10 protein-coding genes are annotated in these 13,209 nt (G+C 65.9%); 5 read left to right on the forward strand and 5 right to left on the reverse strand.

Going from position 1 to position 13,209, the window contains the following annotated elements:
• Positions 1–281 precede the first annotated feature (281 nt).
• Positions 282–1,253, reverse strand: coding sequence for a pyridoxal-phosphate dependent enzyme (locus HND55_03830; protein ID QKK01866.1), 972 nt, complete (start codon positions 1,251–1,253; stop codon positions 282–284).
• Between the two features lie 40 nt (positions 1,254–1,293).
• On the opposite strand from HND55_03830, the gene pepN reads away from it, so the two are divergent.
• The gene (gene pepN, locus HND55_03835) at positions 1,294–3,945 is read left to right on the forward strand and encodes an aminopeptidase N (GenBank protein ID QKK01867.1); all 2,652 of its coding nucleotides are present in this window, start codon (positions 1,294–1,296) and stop codon (positions 3,943–3,945) included.
• 75 nt (positions 3,946–4,020) lie between these two features.
• Here the strand turns inward: pepN and HND55_03840 are convergent, their stop codons facing one another.
• On the reverse strand, positions 4,021–4,599 hold the full coding sequence (locus HND55_03840) for an N-acetylmuramoyl-L-alanine amidase (GenBank protein ID QKK03975.1): 579 nt from the start codon (positions 4,597–4,599) through the stop codon (positions 4,021–4,023).
• A gap of 527 nt (positions 4,600–5,126) precedes the next feature.
• Entirely contained in the window at positions 5,127–6,458 is a 1,332-nt protein-coding gene (locus tag HND55_03845) for an amidohydrolase family protein (GenBank protein ID QKK01868.1), read from the reverse strand.
• A 191-nt stretch (positions 6,459–6,649) separates the two neighbouring features.
• Between HND55_03845 and HND55_03850 the strand changes: the two genes are divergently transcribed.
• Positions 6,650–7,309, forward strand: coding sequence for a protein-L-isoaspartate O-methyltransferase (locus HND55_03850; protein ID QKK01869.1), 660 nt, complete (start codon positions 6,650–6,652; stop codon positions 7,307–7,309).
• 26 nt (positions 7,310–7,335) lie between these two features.
• Complete coding sequence (locus HND55_03855; GenBank protein QKK01870.1) at positions 7,336–8,685, forward strand: TolC family outer membrane protein; 1,350 nt, start codon at positions 7,336–7,338, stop codon at positions 8,683–8,685.
• Here HND55_03855 and HND55_03860 read toward each other — a convergent pair.
• The gene (locus HND55_03860) at positions 8,666–9,931 is read right to left on the reverse strand and encodes a 3-deoxy-D-manno-octulosonic acid transferase (protein ID QKK01871.1); all 1,266 of its coding nucleotides are present in this window, start codon (positions 9,929–9,931) and stop codon (positions 8,666–8,668) included. The two genes, HND55_03855 and HND55_03860, sit on opposite strands and share 20 nt — an antisense overlap.
• A 39-nt stretch (positions 9,932–9,970) precedes the next feature.
• On the opposite strand from HND55_03860, the gene HND55_03865 reads away from it, so the two are divergent.
• Together HND55_03865 and HND55_03870 are read left to right on the forward strand one after the other, a co-directional pair.
• A complete protein-coding gene (locus HND55_03865; GenBank protein ID QKK01872.1) occupies positions 9,971–10,864 on the forward strand; it encodes a lipid A biosynthesis lauroyl acyltransferase in 894 nt (297 codons plus the stop codon).
• 7 nt (positions 10,865–10,871) lie between these two features.
• Complete coding sequence (locus tag HND55_03870) at positions 10,872–11,969, forward strand: hypothetical protein (GenBank protein QKK01873.1); 1,098 nt, start codon at positions 10,872–10,874, stop codon at positions 11,967–11,969.
• Here HND55_03870 and HND55_03875 read toward each other — a convergent pair.
• On the reverse strand, positions 11,948–13,189 hold the full coding sequence (locus HND55_03875; GenBank protein QKK01874.1) for an O-antigen ligase family protein: 1,242 nt from the start codon (positions 13,187–13,189) through the stop codon (positions 11,948–11,950). The genes HND55_03870 and HND55_03875 overlap by 22 nt on opposite strands.
• Between the last annotated feature and the right edge of the window lie 20 nt (positions 13,190–13,209).

A 13,209-nucleotide genomic window follows, 5' to 3' on the forward strand; every position in this document is an offset into this window, starting at 1 on the left:
TTCGCCTGCAAGGCAAAGTGGTGAAGGCATAGCTGTTCTACGTCGAGCCACTTTAACGCCGCAGGCGGATTTGTCCGTAGCCCCCGCAGGGCTTGCCTCTTAAGCGCGCGTGGACAGGGCAGGCGGGAGCGCAAGGGCGGCTTCGCGAAGCGAAAAAGCCCTGGAGCGGAGCCGTTGCACGTGTTGTCGATGCTCGATGTAGGCTCGGCTACAGACTTCGCACCGACGCCTTGCCACGCACGCCGAGAGACAAGCTGAATGAGGCAATACTTCTGATTGTATTAGTAAGTGTGGTATCGACGGCTCCAACCCTCCAGGCATGGCGCCAGGTCCAGGTTGCCGCCTGAGATGATGATGCCGATGCGCTGATTGCGGAATTGTTCCCGGTGCGCCAGAATACCGGCCAGCGCCACCGCGCCGGATGGCTCGACGACCTGTTTGAGATGCGTCCACAACAGGCCCATGGCCCGGGTGATGTCGTCTTCGGTGGCCGGTAAAACCGATTCGACCCACTGCGCAATCAGCGCCAGATTGCGCTGGCCGACCAGTGCCCGCAGGCCATCGGCGACGGTTTGCGGGTGGTGATCCTCGACCCGTCGGCCCTGATTGAGCGAACGCATGGTGTCGTCGGCGCCGGCCGGTTCGATACCAACGACCTTTGGCGCACGAGCCGACGTCCGGGCGGCCAGCGCCGTTCCGCCGATCAGGCCGCCGCCGCCGACCGGCGCAACCATGATATCGAGGGCCTCGATCTGGTCCATCATTTCGAGTGCGCAGCTGCCCTGGCCGGCAATGATGCGATCATCATCGTAGGGCGGTACCGGCTCGAAACCGCGTTCGACCAGCCGCGCCAGGGCCGCTTCCCGGCCAGCCTGGTCGGGCTTGCAAAAGTGGATGCTGCCGCCGTGACGGCGAATATTGTCGACTTTGGCTTCAACCGCACCTTCGGGCACCACGATTTCGGCGCGCAGACCCCGCAATGCGGCCGCCCGCGCCAGGGCGGCACCGTGATTGCCCGAAGAGTGAGTCGCCACGCCGGGGCAGTCCGGGGGCAGTAGCGAGACGGCATGGCTGGCGCCGCGCAGCTTGAACGAACCGGTGATCTGAAGCTGTTCACACTTGAAAAACAGCCGGGCCCCCGTCATTTCATCCAGAATGTCGGATGTCATGACCGGCGTTCTGCGGACCAGCGATTGGATCCGCCTGCGCGCACGCACAACGTCTTCCGGTGACAGCCTGGTATCAACAAGCATCCGGCAATGATACGCCGAGTGGAATTTCGAGGAGTGATTCATGTCCGCACGTGGTGATCAGCCCCGTACCCCCGTCCTGCGCCAGGATTACCGGCCACCGGCCTGGTGGATTGACCGCGTCGAGTTGGATATCGAGCTGGATGCGTCCGAAACGCGCGTGGTCAGCCATCTGAGCGTGCGGCGCAATCCACAGGTCGACGCCGAACCACTGACGCTGTCCGGTGCCGGGTTGACCACCGTCCGCATCGAAATCGACGGCCGCCCTGCCGGGCAATTCGAGGAACAGACCGGCAACGAGCGCCTGATCATCCACGCCGTGCCAGACAGCGCCGTGGTGACCATCGAGGTCGGCATTCACCCCGACCGCAATACCGCGCTGGAGGGGTTGTATCAGTCCGGCACGATGCTGCTGACCCAGTGCGAGGCCGAGGGCTTTCGCAAGATCACCTGGTTTATCGACCGGCCCGACGTGATGGCGACCTATCGCGTGCGCCTGATCGGCGATCGCGAACGCTTCCCGGTGCTGCTGTCCAACGGCAACCGTGTCGAGACCGGCGAGCTCGACGATGGCCGGCATTTTGCCGTCTGGGATGACCCGTTTCCCAAGCCGAGCTACCTGTTTGCGGTGGTGGCCGGCGATCTGGCTGAACTGGCCGATACCTTCACCACCGGCTCCGGGCGTGAGGTGGCGCTGAAGTTCTACTCCGAGCCGGAGAACATCGACCGGCTCGAACATGCCATGGCCAGCCTCAAGCGCGCCATGGCGTGGGACGAAAAGCGCTTCGGGCTGGAATACGACCTCGATGTCTTCCACGTCGTGGCCACGCACGATTTCAATATGGGCGCGATGGAGAACAAGAGTCTCAACATCTTCAACGCGCGTTACGTATTGGCCGACCGCGATACTGCCACCGACGCCGATTTCGAGGCCATCGAAGCGGTCATCGGTCATGAGTATTTTCACAACTGGACCGGCAATCGGGTGACCTGCCGCGACTGGTTCCAGCTCACCCTCAAGGAAGGCCTGACCGTTTTCCGCGACCAGGAATTCACCGCTGATATGCGCTCGCGCGGGGTCAAGCGCATCCAGGACGCGTCCGACCTGATCGCGCGCCAGTTTCCCGAGGATGCCGGGCCGATGGCGCACGCTATCCGACCCGAGCGCTATGTCGAGATCAACAATTTCTACACTGCCACCGTCTATGAAAAAGGTGCGCAGGTCGTGCGCATGTACCAAACGCTGCTCGGCCGCGAGGGCTTTCGCCGCGGCATGGACCTGTACTTCCAGCGCCATGACGGCCAGGCCGTGACCTGCGACGACTTCCGTCGCGCCATGGCCGACGCCAACGACACCGACCTCGAGCAGTTCGAGCGCTGGTACCGGCAGGTGGGCACGCCAACGCTTGAAGCACGCACGCGCTTTGATTCCGACGCCGACGAGCTCGTCCTCGAGCTGCGTCAGCGTCTGCCCGATCAGCCGGGCAATCGGGGTATCGGGCCGCTGATCATTCCGGTGAAAGTCGGCTTTCTCGATGGCGATAACCGCCCGCTGCCGGTCACCCTGGCCGGGGAGAGCGAGCCTGGCCCTGAAACCCGCCTGCTGGTGCTCGCCGATGAACAGGCCGAGTTCTGCTTTCGCGATCTGCCGGCCGACGCCCTGATCTCGCTGCTCAGGGACTTCTCTGCACCGGTCAGACTCGACCATGCCGGGTCCAGCCATGAACTGGCCCGCCTGGCCGGCTTCGACCCTGACCCCTACAGCCGCTGGCGTGCCATGCGCGGCTTGAGCGAACGCGTGCTCGGCGGCCTGATCCAGGTCGGCAAACACGACGATGTCGGTCTTCTGGCCGACGCCTGGGCGGCCGTGCTGGACGGCTCGGACACCGACCCGGCCCTGGCCGCGGAGTTGCTGAGTCTGCCCGACGAGGATGAGCTGGCCCAGGATCGCGACCCGGTCGATATCGATGCCATTCACGCTGCCCGGCGGCAGCTGCTCGAAACCCTGGGTCGCCGCCTGGAACCGGTCCTGCTGGCCCGCTATCGGGCGCTGGCGCCACGCGGCGAGTGGTCCCCGAACGGCCCCGACGCGGGCCGCCGCCGGCTGCGCAACGTCACGCTGTCGTTGCTGGCGGCGGCCGGCGCTGAGCGGGCCGCTCAACTGGCCTCGGCGCAATACCAGTCCGCCGACAACATGACCGACCGCCTGGCCGGTTTCAGGGCGCTGGTGCACGCCGATCTTGACGGTGCCGCGGCGGCCGTGGCCGATTTCGAGGCACGCTACGGCTCGGACCCGCTGGTCATGGACAAGTGGTTTGCCGTTCAGGCCATGCGCCCGGATCCATCCACCGTCGAGACCGTCGCCGGGCTGAGGGACCACCGCGCCTTCCGCCTGGCCAATCCCAACAAGCTGCGTTCACTGATCGGCTCGCTGGCCATGCACAACCCGGTCGCCTTCCACCGCGCCGACGGCGCCGGCTACCGCCTGGTCGGAGGTGTGCTCGACCAGCTCGACGATATCAATCCCCAGGTCGGAGCCCGCCTGGCGACCTGCTTCAACCGCTGGCGTGCCTACGACGATCAGCGCTCGGCGATGATGAAAGAACAGCTCGAACAGCTGGCCGCAAAGAAGGGCCTGTCGCCCGACATCGAAGAAATCGTCACCGCGGCGCTCAAGGATCGCAGTGGGAGTTGAGTGCTCACAAGATTATTGAGACGCAGCGACGCAGCAAAGCACGCTGAGAAAAAAGGTTGCTTTGCGTCTTTGGGTTTAAGGGCTTGTCATCCCGGAGCGCTCCAGACTGACTCTGGATTCGATTTCGTCCCACGGAAACAGCGGCCCGGGGTCGACTTTCCGCCGCAGCTGGATTGCCGGGTCGTCGCTGGCCGCAATCAGGCCGGTGTCCAGCTCATCGTGGCCGGCGATGGTTCCAAGGTTGGGCAGCCGGTTCTTCAAGTCCCGAAGCAGCGCGACCAGTGATTCGATCTGCGCCCGGCTGTAGTCTTCCTGCCATTGCTGGTGGTGGCTGTCGAGCCAGTCGGGCCAGCGGCCGCGATTGACCAGCTCGATGCCGATGGATCGCGCGTTGTGGTCGCGGACATGATGAGCCACCCGCCCGAGCGGTACCCACTGCTCGATCGAACCATCACGGTCGATGTAGAAATGACCGCTGTTGCCGGTCTTCGAATTCGGGTGATGGATCCGCTCACCATAGTCCCGGGCCGTGCCCAGGTCGGGCAGCTCGGTGGCGTGGATGACCACCAGCTCGATCGATTCAACGGCGCGTTCGTCGAGCCGGTCGACATAGCTCAGTGGATTGTCGTGGATGTGCGGAACGGTCATGGGCATTGAGCAGACGGTGATCGTCAGGGCGATGAAAGTACTTAGCGCGATCGACACGCATCGATATGCATGGGGGCGCGCTTTGTCTCGTCCGTCGGGGATGCGACCCCGACCTACGCAGGCTTCATTATCGCAGGTCGGGACGGCGCCCTCCCCGATGAATGATGCCAACGCAAACCGGGCGCCTGCCTGTAGGTCGGGGCCGCCTCCCCGACGGACGAGGTTCGCATCCGGCACGCGCGGCGGGACATTCTCCGAACCGTCTCGGATGCGACCGCAACCTGCGCATCCGGCCTCCCCCGATGAATGATGCCAACGCAAACCGGGTGCCCGTCCGTAGGTCGGGGCCGCGTCCCCGACGGACGAGGTTCGCATCCGGCACGCGCGGCGGGACATTCTCCGAACCGTCTCGGATGCGACCGCAACCTGCGCATCCGGCCTCCCCCGATGAATGATGCCAACGCAAACCGGGCGCCTGCCTGTAGGTCGGGGCCGCGTCCCCGACGGACGACATGTCGGCCTTGCGCAATCGGTCAGTCGTCGCCGTCAGCTCGTTCGGCGATGGCCGCCAACGCTTCGTCGAGTCGCTTGCGGTCGAACCATGTGCCGGCGCGCATCACGCCCACAATCGAGCGGGTATGACCGATGTCTTCGAGCGGATTGGCCGCCAGCAGCACCAGGTCGGCCACGCAGCCGGGCTCAAGACATCCCCGGTTCGATTCGCCCAGATACTGCGCCACGTTGAGCGTGCCGGTAGCCAGCGCCTCGGCTGGCGTCAGGCCGGCGGCGACGTAGGTGGCCAGCTCGTGGTGAATCGCATCGCCGGGAATGCTCAGAATCTGGGGTGAGTCGGCGCCGAGCAGAATCGGCGCGCCGGCCTGGTGCAGGGCGCCGATCAGTTCTCGCCGGATGCTCACGAACCGCTCGCCGGCACCTTCCGGAAACTGCTCACGGAGCTGACCGGCGCGCTCGCGCCACTGCCTGGCCGTCTCCGCCGGAATCCAGCGCATTGCGTCGCGCTGCATCAGCGCGTCGATGTCGCCGGCCGCCCAGTTCTCGATCAGGCTCTGGGTCGGCACGTTGGCGATACCGGCCTCGGCGGTACGCTGCGCCAGACCGGGAATGCGATCCGCGTTCATGCCGGCAATCAGGTTGACCCCGAACAGGCCGGGGTCCGTGCCGAACAGCGCGTGGTCTTCCGGCACCATGTCCTGCGCATAACCATCGAGATGATCGATGGTGCCCTGGTTCGAGGCCAGCACCCGCTCGAGCCCGACCGCCACGGAGACATGACCGGAGTAATCGATGCCCAGGTGATCGGCGGCCCGGGTGATCGCGTCGAAGGCCTCCGGCCACAGGCCCGGGTGGAGCTTGAGCAGGTCATAGCCGGCCTCCTGCTGGGCCAGCACCATGCGTTGCGCGCCGTCCGGCGAGCTCACCGAACTGCCGTTGAATGAGGGCCCGGAGGTGATCAGCCGTGGCCCGGGAATCTCGCCGGCTGCCAGCCGTTGCTTCAGATCCAGGTGGCCAGGCTCTCCGAGCATGCCGCGAATGGTGGTGATGCCATGGGCCAGCCACAGCATCAGCGTATCGTGGACCAGCAGCTCCCCGACGCGCATTGGCGGCACGTGGGCATGCATCTCCGCCAGGCCGGGAATCAGAAAGCCGGGTTCTGCAACGATCTGATCCGGTACATCGACCTGGTCCGGGTCGACGATAAATCCATCGCGAACGCCGACGCGCCGCGGCTCCGATACGCTGGCGCCGGCGATATCCACCAGCCGAACCTCCTCGAACACCAGCGTCCTTGCGCCGAGCGGCAGGGCTGCCACCAGGAGTGCACTTGCCAGGATGATTCGCATCATATGACCTCCGCGATCCGGATTGTCTTTCAGTTTCCGATCATACTGCCATATCCGGCCCGGCCAGACCCGGATTCGCCGCACCGATCGACAGACCCGTCGCGTGGCTTCTGTGACCTCCGGCACGGTCGAAACGCAGCCGGGGGCGTTACAATATGCCGGCATTGTGCCCATTCCCGACAATAGTGAATTCGATGTCAACCCGTCTTGAGCAAGCGCGCGAGAACATGGTCGAGCAGCAGGTCAGAACCTGGGAGGTACTGGACCCCGGGGTGCTGGACGCGTTGCGGACCGTGCCGCGAGAGGACTTCGTGCCGGCCGAGTACCGGCGGCTCGCCTTTTCCGACCTGCGAGTACCGATCGGCGAAGGCCAGGTGATGATGCGCCCGATCGAGGAAGGCCGCATGCTGCAGTCGCTTGAAATTGAGCCGGGCCAGCGCGTGCTCGAAATCGGCACGGGCTCCGGTTTCACCGCGGCCTGCCTGGTGCATCTCGGCGCTCAGGTGGTCTCGGTCGAGATCAGCGAGCAGCTGGCCGAGGCTGCCCGTCGTCGGCTGGGCAAGCTGGCCGTCGAAGGCGTTGAGGTTTGCCAGGCCGATGCGCTGGGAGAATGGGCCCCGGATGGCCCCTTTGACGCCGTGGTTTCGACTGGTTCGGCCGCGGCCATTCCTGATCGTTTCCGCCAGTGGGTCGGGGTTGGCGGAAGACTGTTCGCGGTGCGTGGATTCAGTCCGGTGATGGAAGCCGTATGTCTGACCCGCATCAGCGAACAGCACTGGTACGAGGACAGTCTGTTCGAGACCGATCTTCCGCGTCTGGTTGGCGCCGAGGACAAACCGGTCTTTCGCTTTTGAGGATCTCTGAAAGGTAGCTGAATCTGATGATCAAGTACTCTTCCTTGGCGGTCGTCGCGATGACCGCTGGCCTGGTTGCCAATGCTCACGCCGTTGATCTGCTCGGTGTCTATGAGCTGGCCCAGTCGCACGATGCCGAACTTCTGGCCGCCGAGCAGCAGCTGCGAGCGGCCGGCGAGATTCCGCGCCAGGCGCGGGCCAGCCTGCTGCCGTCAATCAGCGCCAGCGCGGGCAGGGATATCGGTGAGTCGCAGACCGATATCGCCGGCATGCGTATCGACTCGTCGGATAGTGATACCGAGAACTTCGGAATCAGCCTGCGCCAGACGATCTATGACGACGCCAACTATGGACGGCTCAAGCGCGGCCGGGCCGAGCTGAACGCGGCGGAGGCCCGCTACGAGGCGGCCTGGCAGGATTTCCTGCTGCGCGTGTCGCAGCGCTACTTCGATGTGCTTACGGCGCTTGATTCGGTGCGCTTCGCGCGTGCCGAGGAAACCGCGCTGAAGCGCCAGTTCGAGCAGGCCGAGCAGCGATTTGAGGTCGGGTTGTCAGCGGTCACCGACGTGCACGAGGCGCGCGCGGTCTACGATGCGGCGCGTGCCCGCGTCATTTCGGTCGAGAATCAGTTCGAGGATGCGCGCGAGGCCTTGCGTGAAGTGGCCGGCAACTGGTTCGAGAATTTTGCCCGCCTGATCGAGGAGGTGCCGCTGTACCGTCCGGAGCCCGACGATGTGCAGGAGTGGGTGGCCATGGCGCTGGAATTCAACCCCGAAGTCCTCGCCCAGCGGGCCCAGGTCGACGTGGCCCAGGCCGACGTGCGGATTGCGCGTGCCGGCCATCTGCCCACGCTGGAGCTGTCGGGCGGATACAGCCGGTTCATCAACAATGAGTGGATTGGTCGCGATCCGGCCACGCAGCAGCCGATCACGTCCGCGGAGCTGGAAAACACCGGCTGGAACCTGGGGGTAACGCTGTCCGTGCCGCTGTTCCAGGGGTTTGCCGTCCAGTCGCGTCGACGTCAGGCCGGTTTTTCGCTCAGCGCCGCCGATCAGACGCTCAGCCAGACCGAGCGCGCGGTTGTGCGTCAGACCGAAAACGCATTTCGCGCCATCGTGGCCGGAATGCGACAGGTCGAGGCCAGGCGCCAGGCGCTGGTGTCTGCTCAAAGCGCGCTGGAAGCGACCAATGCCGGCTTCGAGGTCGGTACCCGAACGATTGTCGACGTACTTCAGTCAGAGCAGCGCCTGTTCCAGGCCGAGCGCGACTATTCCGAAGCGCGCCACCAGTTCATCCTCAGCCAGCTGCAGCTGAACCGGGCGGCCGGCGGGCTGGAGGAAGCCGATCTCGAGCGTATCAATCAGCTGTTGCGCTGAGCAGGTCCTCGAGCTGCCTGACCGTGCGCCGCAGGCTGCCGCGGCCCTGCTCGACCACTTCCAGCGCGTTGCCGCCGTAGTGCAGCGCCTGTTCCGGTGAGCGCCACAGTTCGATGACCGCTGCGGCCAGCTGTTGCGCGTTTTCAACCCGCATCAGCCCATCGGCTGCAATCAGCGCGTCGGCTGCTTCGGCCTGCTGGTGCAGGAAAGGTCCGGCGATCACGGGCTTGCCGCAGGCGGCCGGCTCGATGAGGTTGTGGCCGCCAATGTCGACCAGGCTGCCGCCCACAAAAGCCACCGAAGCGGCCGCGTAGCAGGCAAGCAGGGCGCCGATACGGTCGACCACGACGACCCGGGTTGCCGGGGCTATCGCCTGCTCGATGGTCTGCCAGGCCAGCCCGGCCTGGTTCAGCAACCGGGTGATCTCATCACTGCGTTCGGGGTGACGCGGTGCCAGCACAAGCAGCGCATCGGCACGTGCAGCAAGCACTTGCCGGTGGGCGTCGATGATCAGGGCCTCCTCGCCCGATCGGGTGCTGCCCGCCACCCAGGCCGGCCGTTCGCCCCAGCGAGCGCGCAGGCTTCTCACCTGCTCGCCGAGATCGGCGGGGAGCGGCATGTCGAACTTGAGATTGCCGGCAACGCGCAGTCGGTCATCGGCAACGCCCAGTTCAGCAAAGCGCCGCGCGTCGGCCTCGGTCTGGCAGATCACCCGTGACACACCCTCCAGGGCTCGCCGAAACAACGGTCTGAAACGACGGTACAGGCGCATGGCACGGGGCGCGAGCCGAGCATTGACCAGCACCAGCGGTAGCGCCCGTTGTTGACAGGCAATCAGCAGTTCGGGCCACAGTTCGGTTTCGGCGATCAGACCCATAGCCGGGTCGAGCCGATCCAGCCAGCGGCGCACGCGGGCGTAGCTGTCGATCGGGGCGAACAGCGTCTGGACCTGTTCACCAAACAGGTTTTCGGCGCGCTCGCGGCCGGTTGCAGTCAGCGTGCTGACCACTACCCGGTGTTCCGGGTTGCGCCGGGCCAGCGTCCTGACCAGTCCCTGGACCCCGTTGACTTCCCCGACCGAGGCGGCATGAATCCAGATGACCGGCTTGCCCGGTGCCCGTTCGAAGCGACCGCTGCGCTCTTTCCATCGTGAACGCAGCCGGACCGGCCCGGCTGCGCGCCAGCGCAGCAGCAACAGGGCCAGCGGGCCGGCAGCAGTGGTCAACACACGGTAGACTTGAAGCATGCTGCCGAGTGTAAAGCAAATCCAGTCGGGGGCCGCCGCGTGTCACGCGTCAAGCACGGTCTGACCACGCTGCTGCTGGGCCTGGCCCGAGGTCTGGGCCGGCTGCCGCCGACAGCAGCGCGCTGGCTGGTGCGCCCGCTCGCCCCGCTGCTGCGCCTGGCCATGCGCCGACGTCGGCGCATTGCCGAACGCAATCTGGTCCTGTGCTTTCCTGAGCTTGATGACAGCGCACGCCGGTGGCTGCTTCGGCTGCATTTTCGCAACCTGACTGAAATGGTGGCCGAGATGTCCATGGCCTGGAGCCGACCCGGGCGCCTGGACCGGCGTTTCGGTGCCGTTGAAGGCCTGGCCAACCTCCACGCGGCCCGCGAAAACGGCGGCGTGTTGCTGATTACCGGGCATGCCACCTGCCTGGAGCTGGCCGGCCGCCTGGTGGCCGAGCGGGTCGAGCTTGCCGGTGTCTATCGACCCCTGTCGAATTCCGCTATCGAGCGGTTTCAGAATCGCGGTCGGAGTCGCTACACCATCGCGATGTTCCCGCGCCACCGCTTGCGCGACATGATTCGCCATTTGCGCGCCGGCGGCGTGCTCTGGTACGCGCCGGACCAGGACTTCGGTCCCGAGCGCAGTGTTTTCGCGCCGTTTTTCGGCCATCAGACGGCGACCGCCCGGGCCATTCTCGATCTGGCCCGGCTGGGGCGTGCCCGGGTGGTGCCCATGTATCCGGTCAAGGATGAGCAGAGCGGCCGGTTGACGATACACGTTGAACCGGCCTTCGATCATTTCCCCGGCGACGATGCCGTCACCGATCTGGGGCGATTCAACGCCTTCCTCGAGCGCTGGATTCGGCAGGCACCGGGCCAGTACTACTGGGTGCACCGGCGCTTCAAGACCACGCCGGCCGGTGTGCCGTCGCGCTACCCGGAGTGCTGATCGACGCATGAATACTGTTGTTCAACGCATTCTGTTCGCGCCCGCCAGCGGGCCCGCGGGATCCGGTGAGTACTTCCGGTGCCTGTGCCTGGCCCAAGCCATGAAACGGCGCTTGCCCGGGCTCGACGTACATTTTCTGCTCCATCGCGAGGCCAGACTCGAGCATGACCCTGACCTGACCTACCATGAACTGCAGGCGACTCCTTCCCTGGCCGGCAATGAGGCAACCGAGACGATTCGCCGCCTGCGGCCGGCCCTGGGCGTGTTCGACTGCTCCGGGCGCGTGCGCCATCTCGCGGAGGTGCGCGCAACCGGCGGGCGCACGGCCTGGATCAGCAACCGCCCCTCGCAGCGTCAGCGCGGTTTCCGGCCCAGGCGTCTGCGCGTGCTGGATCTTCATCTGATCATGGATTCGGGCAATCCGATGCCGCGACTGGGGCCGCTTGAAAAACTGCTGCTGGCCGTGTTTCCCCGCACGCGGGTGGAGTTCATCAATCTGATTGCGCCGGAACCTGCGTCGATCGAATCGAGTGCTCGGCTGGCGCGACTTGCAGACTGTGACTACGCGGTGTTTGCCGCCGGTGGCGGCGGCTGGTCGCACGACAATCGGCCGGTTCCAGAGATCCTGGTTGATGCAGCCGTGCGTTTTCACCGCGCCAGCGGCATGCAGGCCGTTGTCGTCATGGGGCCCCAGTATCGGGGAGCCGTGCGCCGCCATGACGAGGTGGAGATCATCGGCCAGGTCACGCCGGCGCAGCTGGCCGGCATTCTGAGCGGCGCCCGGCTGGCGGTCGTCGGCGCCGGCAACATGCTCAGCGCGCAGGCGCTGACCGCGGCCACGCCATGCGTGATGACGGCAGTTGGTGGCAGCGATCAGCCGCATCGCGTGGCTGACTATTCACGTCGCGGTCTGGTCGTCGGCAGCAGGCTGGAGGCAGGGACGCTGGCCGACAGCGCCTTGCAGCTGTTGCGACAACCCGACCTGGCCAGACAGCTGGTCGAGGCCGCACAGTCGGGCGGGTTTAGGAACGATCGGGAATTGGCAGTCGACTGCCTGGTCGATCTGCTGGCCGAAACCGGCGATCAGCCGCTGCCGCCGTCCTGATCGCCTGGACGCGCCGACAGCCCCAGCGTCAGGCCGATCAGCAGGCTAAACCACACGACGCCGGCGCTGCGCTCGAAAACGGATTCACTCAGCGCCATCGAGGCCATGACGGTGGCCACGGCCAGCGCGCACCAGGCCAATTGGCGCTGCTGCAAGGATTCCGAGCGCAGCCTCGACCAGGCGGTCATGATCGGCGTGAACATGAGCAGGATCTGCAGCACCAGCCCGGGGATGCCCAGCATCAGCATGGTCGAGAGAAAGGCATTGTGCGGGTGCGTGTAGTCGAGCAGGAACGGACTGTACCGACCGGAGGCGACGCCTGCTTCCAGCGCATCCCGAAAGGCCTGCGGTCCGACGCCCAGCCAGGGCCGTTCGGCGATCAGCGAGACGGCAATCTGCCACATCTGGATGCGCCGGCCGATTGCGCCGTCAGCCTGAACGCCTTGCCCGATCTGGTGTAATTCCTGGACGGTATCGGCCAGGCGCTCCTGGGTTGGCAGCAGCGGCGTCAGCAGCACGAGCAGGCACAGCGCACCCGCACCCACAGGCACGCCCAGACGCCAGGCGGGCCGGTAGCGTCGGCCGATGGTCGGCACGTAAACCAGCAGCATGACGGGTATGGCAATCCAGGCGCCGCGCGATCCGGACAGCGCGTTGGCCAGCAGCGCCAGGCCAGCACCCCCGGCCGCCAGACCGCGGATGTGCGGGGGTTGTTCCGGATCGGCGATGCGGGGCAACAGCATCAGGCAGAAGGCCAGGGACAGGCCGCCGAAATAGATCGGGTTGGTCGGGCCCTCGACGCGGCCCTCATAGTGACCGACCTGGCCCGACAGCACATACCACAGCGCGTAGATACCGGCGCCCCACGCGCCGATGGTCAGGCCGTGCCACCAGGCCGGCGCCAGATTCCGGCAGCGTCGGACCAGCAACAGGACCACAATGGCGCCGAGCAGTTTCGGCACGCGCTGGGCGCTGCGCTCGCCGGCATCGGGCAGGCCGTGCAGCCACCAGGCCGCCCACCAGGCAAGGACCAGCGCCAGTGAGACGATCACGAACGCAGTCTCCGCGCGGCTCAGCCCGGGTCGACGCCAGCCGCCGCTGCCGGCCAGCCACCACAGGCCGAGCAGACTGAGCAACAGGAAACCGGTGTCCTGTGCGTTGGGGACGATCAGTCCGGTCGCCAGGGTGACCAGAATCACGCCGGCGGTGATCTGCGACACCCGTCCTCCCGGCCGAGGAG

The sequence above is a fragment of the Pseudomonadota bacterium genome (assembly GCA_013285445.1).
GTDB lineage: Bacteria > Pseudomonadota > Gammaproteobacteria > Xanthomonadales > Wenzhouxiangellaceae > Wenzhouxiangella.

Coding starts and splice junctions, on each gene's coding strand:
- HND55_03830 (QKK01866.1), bottom strand. CDS start 1,253: ATGCTTGTTGATACCAGGCTGTCACCGGAAGACGTTGTGCGTGCGCGC.
- pepN (QKK01867.1), top strand. CDS start 1,294: ATGTCCGCACGTGGTGATCAGCCCCGTACCCCCGTCCTGCGCCAGGAT.
- HND55_03840 (QKK03975.1), bottom strand. CDS start 4,599: ATGCCCATGACCGTTCCGCACATCCACGACAATCCACTGAGCTATGTC.
- HND55_03845 (QKK01868.1), bottom strand. CDS start 6,458: ATGATGCGAATCATCCTGGCAAGTGCACTCCTGGTGGCAGCCCTGCCG.
- HND55_03850 (QKK01869.1), top strand. CDS start 6,650: ATGTCAACCCGTCTTGAGCAAGCGCGCGAGAACATGGTCGAGCAGCAG.
- HND55_03855 (QKK01870.1), top strand. CDS start 7,336: ATGATCAAGTACTCTTCCTTGGCGGTCGTCGCGATGACCGCTGGCCTG.
- HND55_03860 (QKK01871.1), bottom strand. CDS start 9,931: ATGCTTCAAGTCTACCGTGTGTTGACCACTGCTGCCGGCCCGCTGGCC.
- HND55_03870 (QKK01873.1), top strand. CDS start 10,872: ATGAATACTGTTGTTCAACGCATTCTGTTCGCGCCCGCCAGCGGGCCC.